The following is a 20,467-nucleotide window of genomic DNA, read 5'->3' as shown; positions in this document are numbered from 1 at the left end:
GAGGGTGCCCGCCCGTTCGCGTGTGTCGCTGCGGCTCAGCCGCCCGGACGGTTACCGGGTCGGCCGGGCGGGTTGCCGGGCTGCCCCGGCTTGTTGCTGTCCGGCGGAGTGCCGCCGGCGCCGGTGCTGACCTGGATGGTGACCACACCGCCCTTGATGGTGCGCCCGTCCGGGCTGGTGCCGGCGGCGGTGCCCGCCGGGCAGTTGGACGCCACCTTCGCGTCGGAGACGACCGGCTCGAAGCCGGCGCCCTTGATCCGGGACTTCGCGGTGTCCAGCGGCTGGCACTTCACGTCGGGAATGCTGCGCTGGTCACCCTCGGAGATCTTCTGGCCCGGGGGCTCGAAGTTGATCCGCGGTTTGCCCTTCATGGCGTCCCGCAGCGTCTCGTACACCGGCGGGTTGATGCCGTCCTTCTCGGCGTGCTTCATCTTGACGTTCGTCTGCGGCCAGTCCGGGTCGGCCATGATGCCGGCCACCGCGTACTGCTTGGTCATCGCGACCAGCGCGGCGGTCTTCTCGGAGTCGGTGGTGCCGGACTTGCCGGCCACCGGCGCGTCGACGATGCCCTTCACCACGGCGGCCGTACGGCTGCTGCCGCACTTGCTGGTCTTGGAGTTGTCGCCGACCGGGCAGCGGGCGGCGTCGACGGCGGCGCGGGCCACGTCGGTGCTGAACCGCTTCTCGCAGCGCGGGTTGGCGATGTCCAGCTTCTTGCCCTCCGGGTCGCGGATCTCCTGCACCGGGATCGGCTCGCAGTACTTGCCGTCCGCCGCGAGGGTCGCGTACGCGTTGGCCAGGTCCAGCGGCGTGGTGGCGGAGACGCCCAGGGTGAAGGCACCCCACTGGTGGGCCGCGTCCTTGGTGGCGGCGAACTTGGCGTCGTTGCTGGCCCGGAACTGGATGCCGGCCCGCTTGGCCACGTCGACCACGTTCTCCGCGCCGACCTGCTGCTGAAGCGGCACGAAGTAGGTGTTGACCGACTGGGCGAACGCGGTCCACATGTTCTGCACGCCACCGGCCTTCTTGCCGGAGTTGGTCGGGCAGTAGAAGTGGGTGCCGGGGCAGGCCGCGGGGCTGCTGCTGTCGATGATGTACTCCGACTTGAACTGCTGCGGCGCGTTCATCGAGTAGCTGAGCGGGATGCCCTTCTCCAGGGCCGCCACGATCGTGAAGATCTTGAAGGTCGAGCCCGCCTGGTAGCCGGCGATGCCGTCGCCGCCGGTGAGCAGCGGGTTCACCGTCGCCGGGTAGTTGCCCTTGATGCCCCGCTTACTCTTCGCCGGATCGCTGGAGATCTTGTTCTTCGGGTTCTTCGGGTCGTCCAGCTTGAACTGCCGGTTGACCGCCAGCGCCCGCACCCGGCCGGTGCCCGGCTCGACCACGGCGACCATGGCGGCTTCCTTGCTGTTCACGCTCTTGGCCTTGCGGACCGCCTTGTCCGCGCCCTTCTGCGCCTGGACGTCGATCGACGTGACGACGGTGTAACCGCCGCTCTTGAGCCGCCGCTCACGGTCGTACGACGTCGAGCCGAACGTCTCCTGCTGCATCCACCAGCGGTAGAAGTAGTCGCAGAAGAAGCCCCACTCGTTGACGTTGGTCGCGACGCAGCCGTTCGGGGTGCGCTTGTCCTGCACCTTCAGCTTGACCGCCTTGGCGGCGTCAGCCTCCTGCTGGGTGATCGCCTTGGTGTCGACCATGTTCTGGATGACGTAGTTGCGCCGGTCCAGCGCCAGCGGGTAGCCGCTCTTGGTGGTCGGGTCGTTCGTCGTCGGGGCCTTGACCATTCCGGCCAGCAGCGCCGCTTCCTCGATCTTCAGCTTGCTCGGCGGCTTGCCGAAGTAGACCTGGCTGGCGGCGTAGATGCCGTACGCGCCGTTGCCGAACGAGGCGAGGTTGAGGTAGCGGGTCAGGATCTCGTCCTTGGAGAACTCCTTGTCGACCTGCAGGGCCAGTCGCATCTCGCGGAGCTTGCGGGCGCTGGTGTCCTCGGTCGCCGCGACGACGTCGGCCGGGTGGGTCGCCGAGTAGGCGATCGCCAGTCGGACGTACTGCATGGTCAGCGTCGAGGCGCCCTGGCGGCCGGCGCCCTCGTTCTGGTTGTTGACGAACGCGCGGGCGACACCGTTGATGTCGACGCCGTTGTGCTTGTAGAAGTCGTGATCCTCGGCCGCGATGATGGCCTTGATCATGTACGGCGAGATGTCGGCGAGCTTCACGTCGCGGCGGTTCTCGTCGTACATCGTCGCCAGCGGCGTCTTGCCGTCCGACGCCAGCAGGTAGCTGATCTGTGGCGCGCGGGCCACCGTCAGCTCCGTGGGCAGGTTGCCGAATGTCTCGGCGCCGGCCTTCGCCGCCAGTCCGGACATCGCCACCGCGGGGAAGGCCGCCGCAGCGACCACCACGCCGGCCAGCAGGCCACATATGAGCAGCGATGCGGCGTTGGTCAGCACATTGTGGTCACGTTTCCGCATCCAGGTCACCTCGGCATGGTACGCGAGTAGGGAACGAGGGGCGCCTGGGCGTCTTTCCCCATTTCCTGCGCGCGCTGCCCTCGTTGTGCTAAACGCATGACCCCCGGTACGAGGTTGCGTGTGACTGGCGCGAGTCTCCTCCGATCGGTGGAGGCCGCGCAGCGTTTTCGTGGACCTCGGCGGGGTAACCGGCGGTCGAGAGCCCGGGAAGCCGGGAGTGTCCGGAATGATGGATTTCGCCGACAACGTTGCGTAATCGGTCGACTACAGAGCATGATGATGGCGGCGACAGCGCCACATGTCGTCCGCGCCGCCTTGGGGAAGGCGAGCCGGGCGATCGGGGGGAAATTGCCGGCTGCCGTGCAACGAGGTCGGTAGGCACTGCAAGGGGGGACGAGTACACATGGGCATGATCACTGACTGGCCGTCACTGGCGGCATGTCAGAACGGGGACCCGGACGCGTTGTTCGTACAGGGCGCCGAACAGAACGTGGCCAAGCGGATCTGCCGGAGCTGCCCAGTTCGGTACGAGTGCCTGGCCGACGCGCTGGACAACCGGATCGAGTTCGGTGTGTGGGGCGGTATGACCGAACGCGAACGCCGGGCGTTGCTGCGTCGTCACCCCCAGGTGACGAGCTGGCGCAAGATGTTCGAGGCGGCGATGAAGAAGAACAGCAAGGACAAGGCCGGCAAGGACAAGATCCTGGTCACCGCGGCAAACTGACGCCGGTCACGCCCGGCTGATCGCCGCGCCGATCGTCCGTAGCCCGTCGACGTCGTGCACGTCGGCGGGCTGTGCCGTCACCGACACCGCCGGCACCGCCGGGAACGCCTCGGTGAACCGCGCGGCGACCTGCTGCTCACGTACCGCCTGACGCGCCAGCGCCGCGTGCGCCCGCAGCACGTCGGCGGCGCCCTCGTGCCCACCCAGCTCGGACAGCCGCTCCGCGGCGGCCTGACTCCGCTCGGCGTCCAACTCCGGAACCACCGGGCGGTGCACCCGGTTGAGCACCAGGCCGGCCAGCGGCATCTTCTCCTCGCGCAGCCGGCCGGCGAAGTAGGCGGCCTCCCGGACCGCGTCCGGCTCGGGCGCCGCGACCAGCACGAAGGCCGTCTCCCGCGCCTGCAGGATGCGGTACGTCTGCTCGGCCCGCTGCCGGAAGCCGCCGAACATCGAGTCGAGCGCGGCCACGAAGCCGGACAGGTCGGTGAGCAGCTGCGCGCCGAGCACCTTCTGCACCACCTTGGAGAACATGCCGAACGACGCCGTGACCAGACTGAACATGCTCCGCCCACCACTGCGCGCCGGGGCCAGCAGCAGACGCAGCATCCGGCCGTCGAGGAAGCGCGAGAGTCGGGCCGGCGCGTCCAGGAAGTCCAGCGCCGAGCGGGACGGCGGGGTGTCCACCACGATCAGGTCCCACTCGCCCCGGGCGTGCAACTGGCCCAGCTTCTCCATCGCCATGTACTCCTGCGTGCCGGCGAACGTCGAGCTCATGGCCTGGTAGAACGGGTTCGCGAAGATCTCCGCGGCCTTCGCCGGATCGGTGTGCTGGAGCACCACGTCGTCGAAGGTGCGCTTCATGTCCAGCATCATGGCGTGCAGCTCACCGCCGCTGGACTCGACGTCGATCCCCTTGACCTGCCGGGGCGTGTTGTCCAGCTCGGTCAGGCCCAGCGACTGGGCGAGCCGGCGGGCCGGGTCGATGGTGAGCACCACCGTGCGGCGGCCGTGCTGCTCGGCGGCCCGCAGCGCCAGGGCGGCGGCCGTGGTGGTCTTACCCACCCCGCCGGCACCGCAGCACACCACGATCCGTACGCCCGGGTCGGCGAGGATCTGGTCGACGTCCAGCTGCGGCGCCGCGTCTTCGGAAGGCACCAATCGAGCGTATCGGGCCGCGTCGGTCCATGCGCCCGTGCTGAGCTCAGGTGTGAGTCAATCGGCGCGGACGAGGGCCTGGGCCAGGGTCGCGAGGCCCGCCCGATCCACCCCGTCGGGCAGCAACGGCAGCTCGACCATCGGCAGCCCCAGCTCCACCAGGTCGGCGCGGAGAGAATCCTCCAGTTCGCGCCGGATGAGCTGGTCCCGTGCCTCGTCGTGCAACCCGGCCACGATGTCCCGGTCGGCGGGCAGACCCGCGGCGACCAGACCCCGCCGCAGGTCCGCGGCGGTGACCGCCGGGCCGGCCGGCAGCGCGGGCCGGGCGCCGTTGACGATCACCTTCCCGATGCCGAAGCCGAGGGCGGTCAGGTCGGCGATGGCATCCACCGTCTCCTGCACCGGCATCTCCTCCAGCAGGGTGACCACGTGCACGGCGGTCATCGGGGAGCGCAGCAGCGCGGAGACCCCCTCGCTCTGGGTCTTGATCGGGCCGACCTTGGCCAGCCGGGCCGTCTCGGCCGTCACGTTGAGGAAGCGACCGATCCGACCGGTGGGCGGCGCGTCCAGCACCACCGCGTCGTACGCGCGCCGCTGCCCCGAGGTGCGGGTGGTGGCCTCCTTCACCTTGCCGGTGAGCAGCACGTCCCGCAGGCCCGGAGCGATGGTGGTGGCGAAGTCGATGGCCCCCAGCTTGCGCAGCGCCCGACCCGCCGCCCCCAGTTTGTAGAACATGTCCAGGTACTCGAGCAGCGCCTCCTCGGCGTCCACCGCGAGCGCCCGTACCTCGCCGCCGTCCGGCGCGTCGGTGAGGTGCCGCTCCTCGTACGGCAGCGGGTCGAGCCCGAAGAGCTGGGCGATGCCCTGCCGGCCCTCCACCTCCACCAGCAGGGTGCGCCGACCACCGGCGGCCAGCGCCAGGGCCAGCGCCGCCGCCACGCTGGTCTTGCCGGTGCCGCCCTTGCCGGTCACGACGTGGAGGCGGGCCGACCATCCGCTACCGGCCGGGTCGGACGGCCGCTCAGGTGCACGCACCTGTCGAGCCTATCCAGGGCGACGGGTCATGCGACCTCGCAGACCCACCAACCCGTCTTCTGCACCACGGTGAAGCGCAGGTCCTGGTCGGCCACCTTCTCGTCGGCCGTGGTCATGGTGATCCGGGTGGAGACGGTGGCCCGGTCCCCGGTCTGGTTGTCGACCTTGGGGGTGGTCCACTTGAACCGGGGGTTCTGGTAGGAGGCGGCGTACTTCTCCACCTCGGCCACCTTGGCGGCGATCTTCTTGTCGTCGCGCGAGGCGGCGCAGACGTGGTCCGCGGCCTTGCCGGCGTCCCGGTCCTTGTAGACGGCGGTGAGGAACTCGTCGACGGCGACCGCCGGCTCCTTCGCGCCCTCGCCGGACTCGGCGTTGCGCAGGGTCAGGAACGTCACGACGCCGCCGCCCACGCAGAGCACCATGATCACGCCCAGCGCGATGAGCGCGATCAGCAGGCCGCGCTTCTTCTTCGGCTCGGCGGCGCCGGCGTACGGCGGATAGCCGGGCGGGGGCGGCGGGATCGCGGCCGGGGAGACCGGCGGCGGCGTGTCGGTCGGGCCTGCGGGCTGCGGCACGCCACCGGGTGGGGCGGGCGTGGTGGGCGTTCCGGGCTGCGCGGGGAACGCTCCGGCCCCGAGCTGACCAGCAGAAACAGGCTGCGCGGAGACGGGCTGACCGGAGACGGGCTGACTGGGCAGGGCGGGCTGTCCACCGGGGGCGGCTTGACCGGGCCCGGCGGCGCTCTGGTGGGGCAGCGCCGGCTGGCCGGGCTGGGTCGACGGGTCGGGCTGGGTCGACGGACCGGGCTGGGTGGGAATGACCGGCTGACCCGGTGCGGACGACGCGCCGGGATCCCCGGCGGAGGACGCCGGGTCGTAGGGTGCGGGGCTGGCCGCGGCCTCGGGCTGGCCGGCGGGGTCCGGCTGGGCCGGCGGAAGAGCGCGCGGGCCGGCCTGGTCGCCGCTGGGCGGTTGGGTCATCTCGTTCCCCCGGGGGTGCGGCGCCCGGCCGCCACCCCTGGCGCCGAGCGAGATCGAGCGGGCGGCCGGGCGCTGCGCGACCGTCCGACCGAGAGGGTAGCGGCCGGCCGGCGGTTCGGTGTCGCCCCTACCGCGCCGTACGTCACCTCTCGACCCGGAGAAGCGCATGGTGACATCCGAGGCAGTCGGGATTCCTGCCGCCACTCTGTCACATATGTGACTCTGGGTGACTGATCGTGCGCGCCCTGTTGGCGAGACCGCCTCCGCGGGCCTACCTTCGTCCCGGTGCGGGGGCCGGAACGGTTGAGTGAACCGGACCGGAAGCGTGATCCGAGAGGTACGACCGGAGGCAGTTCATGCGCGATGCGGACAACATCCCTCGCACCCAGTTTCCGACGAACGACCGGCAACGGCGGCCCGGGTCCGTGGGTGAGGTGGTCGGCGGGCTGGTCGGCAACCTGCCCATCAACGAGCGGTCGTACCGTCGGGTTCCGGAGCCGCCGGAGAGCGTCCGGGCGTCGCACCGGCCGGTCGAGCGGCTGCGGGACGACGACGAGCCGGGTTTCGTCATCCACCTGCCGATCCGGGTGCCCGACCTGGCGTCGGCGACCGCGCTGGCCGGGCGGGTCGCGGTGTCGTTGGGCTTCCTGCCGGAGTTGGACGCGGGCGAGACAACCGTGTCGAACGCGGACGACCAGAACAACCGGCACCGAGTCTTCTGCGACCTGTTGCTGCCCGACCGCTCGCGCTGCCCCCAGGGGTACGGCCACGAGGGGCCCTGCGGCGAGGTGCCGGCCACGCCGGAGCAACGTCCCGCGCCTCGCCCGGCCAGCGGACCGTAGGCTGTGCCTCGACGAAATCCGCACCACGAGGGAGCCCTCCAGCGATGCAGAAGTGGGAATATTCCACGGTCCCTCTGCTGGTCCACGCGACCAAGCAGATCCTCGACAACTGGGGTGAGGACGGGTGGGAACTCGTCGCCGTGGTCCCCGGCCCGAACCCGGATCAGCTCGTGGCGTACCTGAAGCGGCCCAAGGCGTGAGCGCCGGGACGTCGGCCCGGCGAGGCTCCGCGATCGCGAACAACGAGGTGACCCGATGAGCAACGGTCCCCACGCGAAGCTCGCCGAGCTGGGCCTCGAACTGCCCGACGTGGTGCCGCCGGTGGCCAGCTACGTGCCGGCGGTGCAGTCCGGGCAGCACGTGTACGTCTCCGGCCAGTTGCCCATCGCCGAGGGCAAGCTCCTGGCGACCGGCAAGGTCGGCGCCGGGATCTCCGCCGAGCAGGCCAAGGATCTCGCCGAGCGGTGCGCGCTCAACGCGCTGGCGGCGGTCGACTCGCTGGTCGGGCTGGAGAACGTGGTCAAGGTGGTCAAGGTGACCGGCTTCGTGGCTTCGGCCCCCGGGTTCATCGGCCAGCCCGCCGTGATCAACGGTGCCTCCGACCTGTTCGGCACCGTCTTCGGCGAAGCGGGCCGTCACGCGAGGAGCGCGGTAGGCGTGGCCGAACTCCCCCTGGACGCCCCGGTGGAGATCGAACTGATCGTCGAGGTCGCCTGACCCCCGCTCTGAACCCCGCGATCTTGCACTTTCTGCCCCGACGAATGCCGTGAACAGGTATGAAGCAACAGCAGGAAGTGCAAGATCGCGGGGAGTGGCGGGCGGGGTCGTACGATCGCAGCCATGAGCGGGCACGTGACGGGGGCCGTGGCGGCGTTGGCTGGCGAGCTGCCGAGCTGGGTTTCGTTGCTGCGCGCGCCCAACCCGGGGCCGATGACCCTCGACGGGACCAACACCTGGGTGCTGCGCGCACCGGGTGCCGGGTACGCCGTCGTGGTCGACCCGGGGCCGGCCGACGAGGGGCACCTCAAGCGGATCGCCGAGCACGGTCCGATCGGCCTGATCCTCATCACCCACGGCCACCCCGACCACACCGAGGGCGCCGCCCGGCTGCGTGAACTGGTCGGTGCGCCGGTCCTCGCCGCCGACCCGGCACACACCATCGGCGGTACGCCACTGAGCGCCGACACCGCGCTCGACGAGACCCTCGGCATCCGCCTGCTGCACACCCCCGGCCACACGGCCGACTCGGTCTGCTTCCTCGTCGAGTACGGCGACGAGCGGGTGGTGCTCACCGGCGACACCATCCTGGGCCGGGGCACCACCGTGGTCGCCCACCCGGACGGGCACCTCGGCGACTACCTGAACAGCCTCGAGCTGCTCTCCGCGTACACCGGGATCGCGGCGCTGCCGGGCCACGGCCCGGCGCTGGCCGACTGCGCCGCCGCCGCCGAGTTCTACCTCGCCCACCGGCGGGCCCGGCTCGACCAGGTCCGGTCGGCGGTCGACGCGGGCGCCCGGACGCCCGCCGACGTGGTCGCGGCGGTCTACGCGGACGTGGACCGCTCGCTCTGGTGGGCGGCGGAATGGTCGGTCCGTGCCCAGTTGGAGTATCTGGGCGTCGACACCGGGGAATCTGCGCCGGGGGTCAGTGGGTTGGAGCACATGTGACCTGCCCGGTGTGCGGAACCGTCGCCGTCCCCGGCGCACGGTTCTGCCACAACTGTGGTGCCGCGCTCCCGGCGGCCGCCACGTTGCCGGCGGCCGAGCGCCGGGTCGTCACCGTTCTCTTCGGTGACCTCTCCGAATTCACCTCCTGGTCGGAGGACCTCGACCCGGAACGCGTCGGCGCGGTCACCGATCGGGTGCTCGCCGCCCTGGCCGGTGCCGTCAAGACCTTCGGCGGGCACGTCGACAAGCTGACCGGCGACGGGATCATGGCGGTCTTCGGCGCTCCGGTGGCGCACGAGGACGACGCCGAACGGGCCGTGCGGGCCGCCCTGTCGATGCAGCGGGCGGTGCGTCGGGTGCTCGACGACGAGCGGGGCGGTGGCGCGCCGCTGGGCCTGCGGGTCGGGCTGAACACCGGCGACGTCATCGCGGGCATCCAGGCCGCCATCGAGTACACGGTCATCGGCGACACGGTGAACACCGCCGCCCGGCTGGCCGACGCCGCCGCCGTCGGCGCGGTCTACGCGGGCGCGCGTACCGCCGCCGCCACCCGGCACGTCGCCTCCTGGCGGGCGCTGCGCCCGCTGCGGCTCAAGGGCAAGCGGGAGCCGGTCGAGGCGTACGAGCTGCTGGGCCTCCTGGACGCGCCGGGCACCCGCTCGGGTCTCGGTGACGAGGCGCCCTACGTGGGCCGGGAGACCGAGATCGGGCGGGTCGCCGGTCGACTCGCCGAGGTGATCGACCAGGGTGACCCGCGGGTGCTGCTGATGACCGCCGAGGCGGGCATCGGCAAGTCCCGGTTCGCCGCCGAGGTCGAACGCCTCGCGGCCGGGTACGACGTGGGTGCCGGCCGGTACGCGGCGCACACCGGCGCGCGGGTGCTCTCGGTGCGCTGCGCCGCCTTCGGTGAGCGGCGTCGACTAGCGCCCCTGGCCGACCTGGTCCGTGCCGCCGTCGGTCTCCCCACCGACGCGGCCACCGCGCTGACCCGGCCCGCCGTCGAGGAACGGCTACGTCGACTCGCCCAGCGGCTGGCCCGCTCCGGCGAGACGCCCCCGATCGCCAACGACCAACTGCTCGCCCTGCTCGGCTACGCCGAACTGCCCGTGCACGGCGGCACCGACAACGGTGAGTGGGGCGCCGCGGGAGCGGCGCCCGCCGACGCCGAGGCGGTGCCGAACGCCGTGGCCGACCTGCTCAGCGGGCTCGCCTCGGAGGCGCCGCTGGTGATCGTGGTGGACGACCTGCACGACGCGACCGCCGAGACCATCAGCGCGCTCGGGTCGACCCTGTCCCGACTCACCGGCCCGGTGCTCGTCCTGCTGCTCGGCCGCCCCGAGCTGGTCCGCACCGCCGGCGCGTTGACCCGCGTCGCGGACGCCGAGGTGCACTCCCTGCCGCCACTTCGCGGCGCCGACGCCGCCCGTCTGCTCACCAGCTATCTCGGTGGCGGGAAGTTGCCGCCGGCCGACGCCGACCGGCTGCTCGCCACCGCCCAGGGCAACCCGTTCTACCTGGCCGAGCTGGTCACCCTGCTGATCGAGCGCGGCGCGTTGACCACCGCCGCCGGCACGCGGGACCAGGACGGGTCCGGTTGGCGGCTGGTGCCCGGCTCGCTGGGCAGCCGGCTGCTCTCCCGGGACCTCGCGGCCGTGCTCGCCGCCCGGATCGACGCGCTGCCCCCGGATGCCCGGTCCGTGCTGCGCGACGCCGCCGTGGTCGGCGACACCGTGCCGGCCGGCGCACTGGAGGCGCTGCGCGAGCAGCGGGCCGGCCGGGACGGGCGACCGTCCGCGGTGGTCGCCGTCGAGTTCGACCGGGCCGTCGAGGAGTTGCTGCAACGCCGCATGCTGCACCGCACCCGCTCCGGCTACGCGTTCGCCACCCCGCTCATGCGGGAGGCCGCGTACGCCGGGGTGAGCAAGGCGGAGTTGGCCGAGCGGCACGCCGCGCTGGCTCGCTGGGCCGCGCCGGCCGAGGGTGTCACGACGGGCGGTTTCACCGAGGAGGACCGCGACGACTTCGTCGCCGCCCACGTGCAGCGGGCCGCCACCCTCGCCGACGCGGTGAAACTACGACCGGACGCGCCGGCCCGCACCGTGGTCCCGCTCGGGATCGCCGCGCTCGGCCGGGCCGCCCGCCGGTCGCTGTCCGCCGGGGAGCCCGCCCTCGCCGTCGAGTACGCCGAACGCGCCAGCGAACTGGCCCGCGACGGGGTACCGGCGAGCGACCGGGTGGTGCACGCCCGCGCGCTGTTGCAGATCGGTCGGGTGGGGGACGCGCTGGCCTTCGCCGAGAAGATCGCCGCGAACGCGGGGGACGACGCCACCCGGGCCAGCGCCCTGCTGCTCGCCGGGCAGGCCCAGCAGACCCTCGGCGACCAGGGTCGGGCGGAGGCCGCCTGGCAGGAGGCGTTGCAGGTGGCCACCGCCGAAGGGTTGCCCACGCTGCGCGCGTCCGCCATGCGCCGGCTCGGCATGGCTGACTTCGTGGCCGGTCGGCTGGGCCAGGCGAGCAGCCGGCTGGCCGCCGCGTACCAGGTCAGCCTCGCCGCGCAGGACCGGCGCGGGCAGGCGTGGTCGCTCCAGAACCTGGCGTGGGTGACCACCACCCGCGGTGACTTCGCCGGCACCGACGCGGTGCTCGGCCGGGCCGCCCGGCTCTTCGCCGAGCTGAAGGACCCGTACGGGCGGGCGTGGCTGCGCGGCACCACCGCGTTCGCCCGGCTGCTGGCCGGCCGGCTGCGGGAGGCGTGCCGTCTGGCGCAGGTCTTCCTGCCCTTCGGCGAACGCGTCGGCGAGGCGTGGGCGGTGGGTACGCTGCGCGCGGTCGCGGCGTTCGCCACCGCGGAGTTGGGCGACCTGGCCGAGGCGGACCGGGAGGCCCGCCGTGCGTACCGCGAGTTCGCCGCCGCCTCGGACGACTGGGGGCGCGGGTTCGCGCTGGTGGTTCGGGCCGTCGTGGCGCGCGGACTGGGCGAGCCGGAACACGCGGCCGACCTGCTCACCGACGCGCTGGCGTACGCCGAACAGACGTCCCACCCGCTGCTCACCGGGATGGCCGGCACGCTGCGCGGTTCCGTGGCGCTGGACATGGGCGACCACGAGACCGCCGAGCAGGCGGCCCGGGCGGTGCTGACCGCCGTCGAGCCGCACAACCCGCAGGCGCCGGCGCAGGTCGCGCCCCGGGTGCTGCTGGCCACCGCCCGACTGGCGGCCGGTGACCCGGCGACCGCGGTCGGGTTGCTCGCCCCGGTGGCGACGGCCGCCGCGACCGCGCCCTCCCTGCTGTTGTCCCGCCGCCAGACCATGGCCCGGTACGCGTCGGCGCTGCTCGCGCACGGTCAGCGGGAGCAGGCGCTGGACTGGGCCCGACGGGCGGTCGCCGCCCCGGCCGAGGACGTGCGCAGTCAGGTGATCGCGGCGAGCGTGCTCGCCGAGGCGTTGGCGGCCTGCGGCTACCCGGACGAGGCCAGGTCCTGCGCCGACGAGGCCGTCCGCCTGGCGTACGCGACGGAACAACGCAGCGAACGAGCAGCCGCCAAGGCCCTCCAAGAGCGCCTGGCCCCCACGGGGTCCCACCCCGCCCCGGCCCGTTGATCATGAAGTTATTGCGCCGACACGCCGATGTCGGTGGCAATAACTTCATGATCAACGCAGTGGGGGGATGTGGTTGTCCCGGGGAGCGGCGTAGCGTGTCACCACCGCGCGGTGGTCCACAGTGGTGACCGTCGCCGTGCCTGGGGGAGGCTCACCATGAAGCTGCCGCGTTCCGTCGCCGGCTGGACCATCGCGGTCTTCGGCGTCTTGGCGCTCGTGATGGGCGCCGTCGGCATCCTCTGGCCGGAGGCGCAGTTGCGCATGCTCGGCTTCGAGGTGCCGGCGACGCGTTCACCCGGCGACTACACCGGCACCTTCCTGCTGGCGTCCTCGATGGCGGCGTTCAACATGGGCGTCTACTACCTGCTCGCGACGGTCACCGAGTGGCGGGCGTTCTACCGGTTCACGGTGGTGTTCCGGTTGGTCACCTTCACCGTGTTCACCATCGCCGTGCTGGCCGACATCGCTCCCGAGCGGTTCTTCGGTGTGGCCGCGTGGGAAGGGCTCGGCGCGGTGGCCACCGCGATCGGCCTGCGGGTGGACGCCCGCCGGGGCGCGCCGGCCGTCCCCGCCGCCCCCGCGCCAACCGCTTCGGCGGACGCGGCGCGCTGAGCCACCGGCAGGGTTGGGTATTTTCAAGCGGTGACCGACACCCCGAGCGGCGGCCTGCCGGTGCCGATCGTGCCCGGTCTGACTGATTTGCGGGTCTTTGCCCGGGGCGGTTACGCCACCGTCTACCAGGCCACCCAGATCTCGGTCGGCCGCGAGGTCGCCGTCAAGGTCGAGAACCGCACCCTGGACAGCGAACGCGACCAGGCCCGTTTCCTGCGCGAGGCGCGGGCGGCCGGGCGGATGTCGTCCCACCCGCACGTCGTGGACCTCTTCGACGTCGGCGTCACCGTCGACCAGCACCCGTACCTGATCATGGAGCTCTGCGACGGGTCGTACGCCGAGCGGATGCGCAACTCGCCGCTCGACCCGGTGGAGGCCCGCGACCTCGGCCTCAAGATCGCGGACGCGTTGGCCCACTCGCACGGCGCCGGGGTGCTGCACCGGGACGTGAAGCCCGCGAACATCCTCTACTCGCACTTCAACTCGGCGGTGCTGGCCGACTTCGGGCTCGCCGTGCTGGCCGAGGCCCGGGACGCCTCGGTCACCCTGGAAGTGCTCACCCCGGCGTACGCGCCACCGGAGATGTTCAGCCACAGCCCGCCGTCGCCGGCCGTCGACGTGTACGCGCTGTGCGCCACCCTCTACGCGGTGATGCACGGCCGACCGCCGCGGTGGCAGTCCGAGCGCAACCCCAGCCTGGTGACCGTGCTGGAGATGTTCAACCAGCCGATCCCCGCCCTGCCGGGGGTGCCGGACGAGCTGATCGACGTGCTGCGGCTCGGCATGGCGAACGATCCGGATGAGCGACCCTCCGCTCTCGAACTGCACGAACTGCTCGCCAACCTGCCATTCGGCGCGCCGACCGCCCCGGTGAGTGGCGCCCCGATCGGCGGCGGCACCCCGATCGGCGGCGGCTCGACCCGCTCCGGCCTGTACGGCACCGGCCAGCCGAGCCCTCGTTCCTCGGTCGAGGACACCCGTCCCGGGGTGCCCGGCGGCCGGCGCTGGCGGCGGCGCTGGTTCCTCGGCGGTGCCGGCGTGCTGGCGCTCGCCGCCTCGGCCACCACCGGCGCATGGGTGGCCAGCAGCGACGGGCCACCGGGCCCGTCCCCCTCGGTGACCCGGGTCGCGGCGCCGGCGACCGGACCACTGCCCGGCTGTGCCACGGGCGCCGGAGCGCCGAGCGCACTGCCCGGTGGCGCCCGCTGCCTGCCCGAGTTGGAGTGCTTCGGTCCGGTGCGCATCCGTGGTCAACGCGCGGAGGCGGCGCGGGTCCCCTGCGACGGCCGGCACACCTGGGAGACGTACGCCGAGGGCATCCTGCCGGTGCCGCTGGTCGGCGCGGACTACGACGAGGTGATCGCCGCCGAGCAGGTACGGCAGGTGTGCAGCGACGACACGTTCCGGCTGACCACCGAGATCACCGAGCCGACCGGCTGGCACCTGGCGGTGCTGCCGCCCGTCGACGGCAACGTCGACCGCGTCTACCGGTGCCTGGCGGGACGGGGCGTCGACGCGCTCACCGCCCCCACTCTCACCGGTCGTTGAACCCGCCGCGCGTGCGTCGCCGGTCACGCACCGCACGCAACGCGTCCCGACTGTCCAGCGCGTCGAGAGTGTCCGCGTCGATGCCGTACGGCATCAACTCCGGCGGGCCGGTCAGGTGCGGCTGCTCCGCCGGCTCCGGTTCGTCACGCTGACGGGCGGCCGACACGGCGACCGCGGTGACCATGACCAGCAGCACGCACAGCAGCGCGAGAATCACCCCGACGAGGTCCTGCCGGCGGAGGACGACCAGCAGGATCAGCAGCGCGAGGGCTCCCGGCGCCGCGACCGCCGCCACCATCCGCGCATCGATCCTGGACAGTCGAGTCACCCTTCCAGCATGTCGTCGCCCGGCTCGCTGTCAACCGCAGAGGCGATCCGCCACGCCGATCGGCGTTGATCGAACGGTTGGATCGACCTGACCGATCGGCATGCGTACGCAATGGACCGCTGTCGCTACTCTCGGTGTTCCGCAGGCTGCTCCGTCAGCGAGGTCACCCATGAACGTACGCACTCCGCAGTCCCGGCTCCGCTCGGTCGCGACGACGCTGGCGGTTGCCCTGACCCTCACCCTGGCCGCTGCCGCCGGATGCGACAGCCGCAAGGAGCCCGACCTGCCGTCCGTGCAGGAGAAGATGCGCGAGTCGCACATCTACGGCCAGTCCAAGCTGCGCATCGGTGTCGCCACCAACGAGCCGCTGATGGGCGACCTGCAGAACGGCCAGCATGTGGGCTTCGACGTCGAGATCGGCCGGTACATCGCCGCCTCCCTCGGCTACCAGGGCGAGCAGCAGCTGGAGTTCGTCTCGGTGGCCACCGAGGACCGGATTCCGTACCTGCAGGGCGGCACCGTCGACCTGGTGGTGTCCAGCTTCTCGATGACGGAGGAGCGCAAGAAGCTGGTCAGCTTCGCCGGCCCGTACTTCGTCACCACCCAGGAGGTGCTGGTGCCGGTCCGGTTGAAGGATGAGATCCGCACCATCGAGGACCTGCGGAACCCCAAGTACAAGATCTGCACCAGCGGTGGCTCGACCACCGAGGTCGAGTTGGAGAAGCGCCAGGTCAAGGCACTGGTGGTGAAGGACGTCTGGGACTGCGTGGACGGCATTCGCGCCGGCCGGTACGACGCCGTCAGCTCGGACGAGACGATCCTCGCGGGCTTCCTCGCCACGTACCCGAAGGAGTTCGAGATCGTCGACCTGCCCTTCGGGACGAGTGAGCTGTTGGGCATCGGTGTGCCGATCGGCGACCCGGCCCTGCGGGACCTGGTCGCGTTCTTCCTGCAGAAGAGCTACCTGCAGGGGCGCGACGGGCAGTCCAGTCCGTGGCAGACCGCGTACAACCGGACCCTGGGCCCGTGGCTGCGGATCGAGAAGAGTCAGCCGCAGCCGCTTGAGGTTCCGAAGCTCGTCGACTTCGACGACAAGGCGCCCCGGCGGTGAGCGCGGCGCGGACGGCGACCGGTGACACGGGCGCCGACGGCCCGGTGCCGACGCCGCGCGCGGCCGTACCGACCGACCACGTCGAGGTCGACGCCGACGAGACGCCGAGCGCCGAACCCACCGAACCGGCAGCCGACGCGGAGCAGGTCGCCGACGTCGCGCCGGCACGATGGGACCCGGCGGAGCGGCGGGCACGGGCCAGCCAGTCGTTCTGGACCGCCGTCGTGGGCGTACCGGCGATCTTCTCGGTGCTCCGGCTCGGCGTGGAGGCGGGCGGCGAGCTACAGACCACGCTGTTGCTGGTCGCGAACGTCGGGACGGTCAACCTGCTGGCGGGTTTCCTGACCACCGCCGCCCGACTGCTCTCCACCGGGCTGGTCGCCGTCTTCGCGCTCGGCGCGGTGCTGGCGGTGAGCGTGGATCGCCTGCCGCCGGGCACCCGACGCCGCCCGCTCTTCGCCCGCTGGGCGGACCTCACCCCGGCCTGGTTCGTGCTGGCCAGCTTCCTGCTCGCCCTGCTCACCTGGCCGCTGCTCTACCTGCCGCTGCTGCTGCCGGCGTTCGCGGCCGCGTTCCAACTCCGGCCGGAGCGGTTGCACGAATGGGTCGTACCCCGGTTGCTGGCGCTCGTCGCGCTGCTCGCCGGGTACGGGTGGCTGATGGTGCCCACGCTGCGCGAGGCCGGCGCGCAGGGCGAGCTGTTGGTGCTGGCGCTGCTGGTGGTTCCACCGGTGCTGGCGCTGTTCATCGCCGGGCCGCTGCCCGGCATGGTGATCCGTCCCCTGGCGTCGGTGACCGAGGTGGCGGTCCTGGTCATGCTGGTCTGGGCCGCGCTGCCGGTGATCAGCACACCGGTGCTGCCGCTCACCGTCACCACGGTGGGCGTCGAGAACGGTCCGACCGAGGACGTACGGGGGCACGTGGTCACCACCGACGACGTCAACATGGTGATCCTGCAGGAACGGGGTGGGGTCCGCTACGTGCCCGTCGGCCTGGTCCGGGCGCAGGTGCTCTGCCCGAGCGAGGAGGAGTTGCCCCGGCACCGGCTGCGCATCCACGACTTCCACGTCGAGGACTCGCTGCTGGAGGGGTTGGGCCGCCGCGTCCGCCCGGTGCACCGCATCGACGCCGCCTGCCGCGCGCCCGGCGGACCCCGCGACACCACTCAGTAGGACTTCTCCTGACCCAGGACGTGCTGGGCCACGAAGTTGAGGATCATCTCCCGGCTGACCGGGGCGATCCGGCCGGCCCGTACCGCGCCGAGCAGCGTCGCCACCCCGTACTCGGTGGTCATGCCGGCCCCGCCGAGAACCTGCACGGCGGTGTCCACGGCGAGCGCGGCGGCCTCGCCGGCCGCGTACTTGGCCATGTTCCCGGCCACCCCGGCCTCCAGGTCGCGGCCCGCGTCGTACAGCGTGGCCGCCTTCTGGATCATGAGGCGGGCCAGCTCCACCTGCACGGCCGCGTGCGCTAGCGGGTGCGACACCCCCTGGTGCGAGCCGATGCTCCGGCCACCCCAGACCTTGCGGGTGGCGGTGTACTCGCTGGCCCGTTCGATGGCGTACCGGCCGGTGCCGGCGCCCATCGCGGCCACCGTGATCCGTTCCGGGTTCAGCCCGCTGAACAGCGCCGGCAGCCCGGCGTCCAGCGACTCGCCGACCAGCGCGTCGGCGGGCACCCGGACGTCGTCGAGGTAGAGCAGGAACTGGTTCTCCGGGGACACGATCTCCATGTCCAGCTTGGACCGGGTCAGCCCGGCCGCGTCGGTCGGCACGATGAACAGGGCAGGCTTGAGCTTGCCGGTGGCGGAGTCCTCGGTCCGCGCGACCACGAGCACGTGACCGGCCTCGTCGACCCCGGAGATGTAGCACTTGCGGCCGTTGAGCACCCAGTCGTCAGCGTCGCGGCGGGCCACCGTGCCGAGGCGGTGGAAGTTGGAACCGGCCTCCGGCTCGGTGATCGCGAAGACGATCTTCGCCGACCCGTCGGCGAGACCGGGCAGGTGCCGTTTGCGTTGCTCCTCCGTGCCGTGCCGGGCGATCACGGTGGCCGCGATGGCGGGGGAGACCACCAGCAGCAGCAGCGGGCAGCCGGCCGCCGCCAGCTCCTCGCAGACGATGGCCAGCTCGGTGATGCCGCCGCCCCCGCCGCCGTACTCGGTGGGGATGTTGACCCCCAGGTAGCCCAGCCGGCCGGCCTCCGCCCACAGCTCGGTGGTGTGTTCCCCGGCCTTCGCCTTCTCGACGAAGTAGCCGTGCCCGTACCGGCGGCCGAGCGCCCGCACCGCGTCGCGCAACTGGTCCTGTTCGGAGGTGAGGTCGAAGGTCATCAGTGGTCCTTTCCGATAACGGCCAGCACGGCGCCCGTGCGCACCTGACCGCCGGCCGGCACCGGCAGCTCGGTGACCACGCCGTCGGTCGGGGCGAGCACGGGATGTTCCAGCTTCATCGCTTCCAGGGTGAGCAGCGGATCGCCGGCCGAGACCCGTTGGCCGACCTCGACGTGCACCCGGGTCACCGCGCCGGGCAGCGGCGCGAGCAGCGACCCGGCGGCCAGCTCCGCCGTCGGCAGGGGGAGACGCGGCAGCTCGGCCAGGCTCGCCGCCCCGTCCGGGCCGTCCACGAAGAACTCCGACCCCACCCGGTGTACGCGGTACGACCGCCGCACCCCGTCGACGTCGAGCACCACCCGGTCGGGTGTGGCCTCGACCAGCTCGACCACCTGCCGCTCGGCGCTGTCGTCAGCGGCACCGGGTAGGCCGGCGGCGCGGCGCTCGTCGGTGTCGCCCGGGTCGCCGTGGTCCGCGACGGTGTGGTGCGCGACGGACCACTCGGCGAGGCCGCCGGTACGGTCCAGTCGGTAACGGACCTCCAGCTCGCCCTGCGGGCCGGCGAACCGGGTGACCTGCGGAACGGCCGGCACGTTGCGCCAGCCGGACGGAAGCCCGGCGAGCACCGGCGCGCTCGCCCGTCGGTGTGCGGCAGCCGCCAGCGCGGCGGCGAGCGCGGTGACCGGAAGTTGGTCGGCGGGGAGCAGCGGGGCGAAGACCTCCGGATGCCGGTCCAGGAAGCCGGTGTCGATCTCGCCGGCTCCGAACTCGGGGCTGCGCAGCACCCGCACCAGCAGATCCCGGTTGGTGGTGACGCCGTGGATCTCGGCCCGGGCCAGCGCGCCGGCCAGTGCGCGGATCGCCTCCGCGCGGGTCGGCGCGACGGCGATGAGCTTGGCGAGCAGCGAGTCGTAGTGCACGCCCACCACCGAGCCCGCCACCACACCCGAGTCGAGCCGCAGGCCGGACCGGTCGACCCCGCCGAACTCGCGGTCCACCCCGGGCACGTCGAAGCGGTGCAGCGTGCCGGTGGCGGGCCGCCAGTCCTGCGCCGGCTCCTCGGCACAGAGCCGCACCTCGATCGCGTGGCCGCGGGTGGCGGGGGCGTGGTGCTGCGCGGGCAGCGGCTCACCCTCGGCCACCAGCAGCTGCATCCGGACCAGGTCCAGTCCGTCCGGGGTGACCAGTTCGGTGACGGGGTGCTCCACCTGGAGTCGGGTGTTCATCTCCAGGAAGTGGACCGCCCCGTCGGGCGTCAGCAGGAACTCGACGGTGCCCGCGCCCACGTAGTCGACCGCCCGCCCGGCGGCCTCGGCCGCCTCGTGCAGCCGTTCCCGCACCTCGGCCGGCACGAGACCGGGCGCCTCTTCGATGATCTTCTGATGCCGGCGCTGGATCGAGCACTCCCGGACGCCGAGCACCTGCACGGTTCCGTGGGTGTCGCCGAGGATCTGCACCTCGACGTGCCGGCCGCGCTCGACGTACCGCTCGATGAAGACCGTGCCGTCGCCGAACGCCGCGGCGGCCTCGCGGCGCGCGGAGGCGACGGCCTCGGCGAGCCCGGTGGCGTCCCGGACGATCCGCATGCCCCGCCCGCCACCGCCGGCGGACGCCTTGACCAGCACCGGGAAGTCGGTGACCTGGTCGGCGTCTGTCCAACTCGGCAGCATCGGTACGCCCGCCTCGGCGAGCAGCGCCTTCGCGGCCAGCTTGTCGCCCATCGCGGCGATCACCTTGGCCGGCGGGCCGACCCAGGTCAGGCCCGCGTCGGCGACCGCCGCCGCGAACTCGGCGTTCTCGGCGAGGAACCCGTAACCGGGGTGGACGGCGTCCGCGCCGCTGCGCCGGGCCGCGTCCAGGATGAGATCCACCCGCAGGTACGTCTCGGCCGGCGTGTCCCCGGGCAGCCGCACCGCCTGGTCGGCCTCGGCGACGAAGGGCGCGTGGGCGTCCGCGTCCGAGTGCACGGCGACGGTCTGTACGCCCATCGCCCGGCAGGTGGCGAAGACCCGGCGGGTGATCTCGCCCCGGTTGGCCACGAGAAGTCTGGTGATCATGTCAG

Annotated in this window: 17 protein-coding genes; 10 read left to right on the top strand and 7 right to left on the bottom strand. The window is 72.5% G+C overall.

Annotated features, from left to right (window positions below; translation table 11 throughout):
* Positions 1 to 35: 35 nt before the first annotated feature.
* Complete coding sequence (locus ACN263_RS28595; protein ID WP_422737325.1) at positions 36 to 2,474, bottom strand: penicillin-binding protein; 2,439 nt, start codon at positions 2,472 to 2,474, stop codon at positions 36 to 38.
* A 403-nt stretch (positions 2,475 to 2,877) separates the two neighbouring features.
* On the opposite strand from ACN263_RS28595, the gene ACN263_RS28590 reads away from it, so the two are divergent.
* Entirely contained in the window at positions 2,878 to 3,198 is a 321-nt protein-coding gene (locus ACN263_RS28590; RefSeq protein WP_130405437.1) for a WhiB family transcriptional regulator, read from the top strand.
* Positions 3,199 to 3,204: 6 nt separating this feature from the next.
* On the opposite strand, the gene ACN263_RS28585 is transcribed toward ACN263_RS28590, so the two are convergent.
* The 3 genes from ACN263_RS28585 to ACN263_RS28575 are packed head-to-tail and all read right to left on the bottom strand — an operon-like array spanning position 3,205 to position 5,963.
* Entirely contained in the window at positions 3,205 to 4,356 is a 1,152-nt protein-coding gene (locus tag ACN263_RS28585; RefSeq protein ID WP_422737324.1) for an ArsA family ATPase, read from the bottom strand.
* Positions 4,357 to 4,410: 54 nt separating this feature from the next.
* Positions 4,411 to 5,388, bottom strand: coding sequence for an ArsA-related P-loop ATPase (locus ACN263_RS28580; RefSeq protein ID WP_422737323.1), 978 nt, complete (start codon positions 5,386 to 5,388; stop codon positions 4,411 to 4,413).
* 26 nt (positions 5,389 to 5,414) lie between these two features.
* Positions 5,415 to 5,963: a hypothetical protein gene (locus ACN263_RS28575; RefSeq protein ID WP_422740854.1), complete on the bottom strand. Its 549-nt coding sequence runs from the start codon at positions 5,961 to 5,963 to the stop codon at positions 5,415 to 5,417.
* Positions 5,964 to 6,724: 761 nt separating this feature from the next.
* Between ACN263_RS28575 and ACN263_RS28570 the strand changes: the two genes are divergently transcribed.
* The 7 genes from ACN263_RS28570 to ACN263_RS28540 all read left to right on the top strand — a co-directional run bounded on the left by ACN263_RS28570 (position 6,725) and on the right by ACN263_RS28540 (position 14,637).
* Positions 6,725 to 7,210 (top strand): hypothetical protein, encoded by a 486-nt coding sequence (locus ACN263_RS28570; RefSeq protein WP_422737322.1) that lies wholly within the window; start codon positions 6,725 to 6,727, stop codon positions 7,208 to 7,210.
* Positions 7,211 to 7,254: 44 nt separating this feature from the next.
* On the top strand, positions 7,255 to 7,410 hold the full coding sequence (locus tag ACN263_RS28565; RefSeq protein WP_007466198.1) for a DUF4177 domain-containing protein: 156 nt from the start codon (positions 7,255 to 7,257) through the stop codon (positions 7,408 to 7,410).
* 55 nt (positions 7,411 to 7,465) lie between these two features.
* Positions 7,466 to 7,927: a RidA family protein gene (locus ACN263_RS28560; protein WP_422737321.1), complete on the top strand. Its 462-nt coding sequence runs from the start codon at positions 7,466 to 7,468 to the stop codon at positions 7,925 to 7,927.
* 123 nt (positions 7,928 to 8,050) lie between these two features.
* On the top strand, positions 8,051 to 8,878 hold the full coding sequence (locus ACN263_RS28555; RefSeq protein ID WP_422737320.1) for an MBL fold metallo-hydrolase: 828 nt from the start codon (positions 8,051 to 8,053) through the stop codon (positions 8,876 to 8,878).
* Positions 8,875 to 12,477, top strand: a complete 3,603-nt coding sequence (locus ACN263_RS28550) for an adenylate/guanylate cyclase domain-containing protein (RefSeq protein WP_422737319.1) — start codon at positions 8,875 to 8,877, stop codon at positions 12,475 to 12,477. The genes ACN263_RS28555 and ACN263_RS28550 overlap by 4 nt, the downstream gene beginning before the upstream one ends.
* A gap of 156 nt (positions 12,478 to 12,633) precedes the next feature.
* Positions 12,634 to 13,089 (top strand): hypothetical protein, encoded by a 456-nt coding sequence (locus ACN263_RS28545; protein WP_422737318.1) that lies wholly within the window; start codon positions 12,634 to 12,636, stop codon positions 13,087 to 13,089.
* Between the two features lie 30 nt (positions 13,090 to 13,119).
* Positions 13,120 to 14,637: a serine/threonine-protein kinase gene (locus tag ACN263_RS28540; RefSeq protein ID WP_422737317.1), complete on the top strand. Its 1,518-nt coding sequence runs from the start codon at positions 13,120 to 13,122 to the stop codon at positions 14,635 to 14,637.
* Here the strand turns inward: ACN263_RS28540 and ACN263_RS28535 are convergent.
* Complete coding sequence (locus ACN263_RS28535) at positions 14,624 to 14,965, bottom strand: hypothetical protein (protein ID WP_422737316.1); 342 nt, start codon at positions 14,963 to 14,965, stop codon at positions 14,624 to 14,626. The two genes, ACN263_RS28540 and ACN263_RS28535, sit on opposite strands and share 14 nt — an antisense overlap.
* A gap of 169 nt (positions 14,966 to 15,134) precedes the next feature.
* On the opposite strand from ACN263_RS28535, the gene ACN263_RS28530 reads away from it, so the two are divergent.
* A complete protein-coding gene (locus tag ACN263_RS28530) occupies positions 15,135 to 16,076 on the top strand; it encodes a transporter substrate-binding domain-containing protein (protein WP_422737315.1) in 942 nt (313 codons plus the stop codon).
* Positions 16,073 to 17,248: a hypothetical protein gene (locus tag ACN263_RS28525; RefSeq protein ID WP_422737314.1), complete on the top strand. Its 1,176-nt coding sequence runs from the start codon at positions 16,073 to 16,075 to the stop codon at positions 17,246 to 17,248. Before ACN263_RS28530 ends, ACN263_RS28525 begins: the two co-directional genes overlap by 4 nt.
* Here ACN263_RS28525 and ACN263_RS28520 read toward each other — a convergent pair.
* On the bottom strand, positions 17,242 to 18,405 hold the full coding sequence (locus tag ACN263_RS28520) for an acyl-CoA dehydrogenase family protein (protein ID WP_422737313.1): 1,164 nt from the start codon (positions 18,403 to 18,405) through the stop codon (positions 17,242 to 17,244). The two genes, ACN263_RS28525 and ACN263_RS28520, sit on opposite strands and share 7 nt — an antisense overlap.
* A complete protein-coding gene (locus ACN263_RS28515; RefSeq protein ID WP_422737312.1) occupies positions 18,405 to 20,462 on the bottom strand; it encodes a biotin carboxylase N-terminal domain-containing protein in 2,058 nt (685 codons plus the stop codon). Before ACN263_RS28515 ends, ACN263_RS28520 begins: the two co-directional genes overlap by 1 nt.
* Positions 20,463 to 20,467 lie beyond the last annotated feature (5 nt).

The sequence above is a fragment of the Micromonospora sp. WMMD729 genome (assembly GCF_049315225.1).
Classification (GTDB): domain Bacteria; phylum Actinomycetota; class Actinomycetes; order Mycobacteriales; family Micromonosporaceae; genus Micromonospora.
The sequence above is the reverse complement of the archived record's forward strand: the minus strand, read 5'-3'. Positions and strand labels throughout refer to the sequence as shown.

Excerpts from the sequence above, each read along its gene's own strand:
- ACN263_RS28595 (WP_422737325.1), bottom strand. The coding sequence starts at position 2,474 with ATGCGGAAACGTGACCACAATGTGCTGACCAACGCCGCATCGCTGCTC.
- ACN263_RS28590 (WP_130405437.1), top strand. The coding sequence starts at position 2,878 with ATGGGCATGATCACTGACTGGCCGTCACTGGCGGCATGTCAGAACGGG.
- ACN263_RS28570 (WP_422737322.1), top strand. The coding sequence starts at position 6,725 with ATGCGCGATGCGGACAACATCCCTCGCACCCAGTTTCCGACGAACGAC.
- ACN263_RS28565 (WP_007466198.1), top strand. The coding sequence starts at position 7,255 with ATGCAGAAGTGGGAATATTCCACGGTCCCTCTGCTGGTCCACGCGACC.
- ACN263_RS28560 (WP_422737321.1), top strand. The coding sequence starts at position 7,466 with ATGAGCAACGGTCCCCACGCGAAGCTCGCCGAGCTGGGCCTCGAACTG.
- ACN263_RS28555 (WP_422737320.1), top strand. The coding sequence starts at position 8,051 with ATGAGCGGGCACGTGACGGGGGCCGTGGCGGCGTTGGCTGGCGAGCTG.
- ACN263_RS28545 (WP_422737318.1), top strand. The coding sequence starts at position 12,634 with ATGAAGCTGCCGCGTTCCGTCGCCGGCTGGACCATCGCGGTCTTCGGC.
- ACN263_RS28530 (WP_422737315.1), top strand. The coding sequence starts at position 15,135 with ATGAACGTACGCACTCCGCAGTCCCGGCTCCGCTCGGTCGCGACGACG.
- ACN263_RS28520 (WP_422737313.1), bottom strand. The coding sequence starts at position 18,405 with ATGACCTTCGACCTCACCTCCGAACAGGACCAGTTGCGCGACGCGGTG.
- ACN263_RS28515 (WP_422737312.1), bottom strand. The coding sequence starts at position 20,462 with ATGATCACCAGACTTCTCGTGGCCAACCGGGGCGAGATCACCCGCCGG.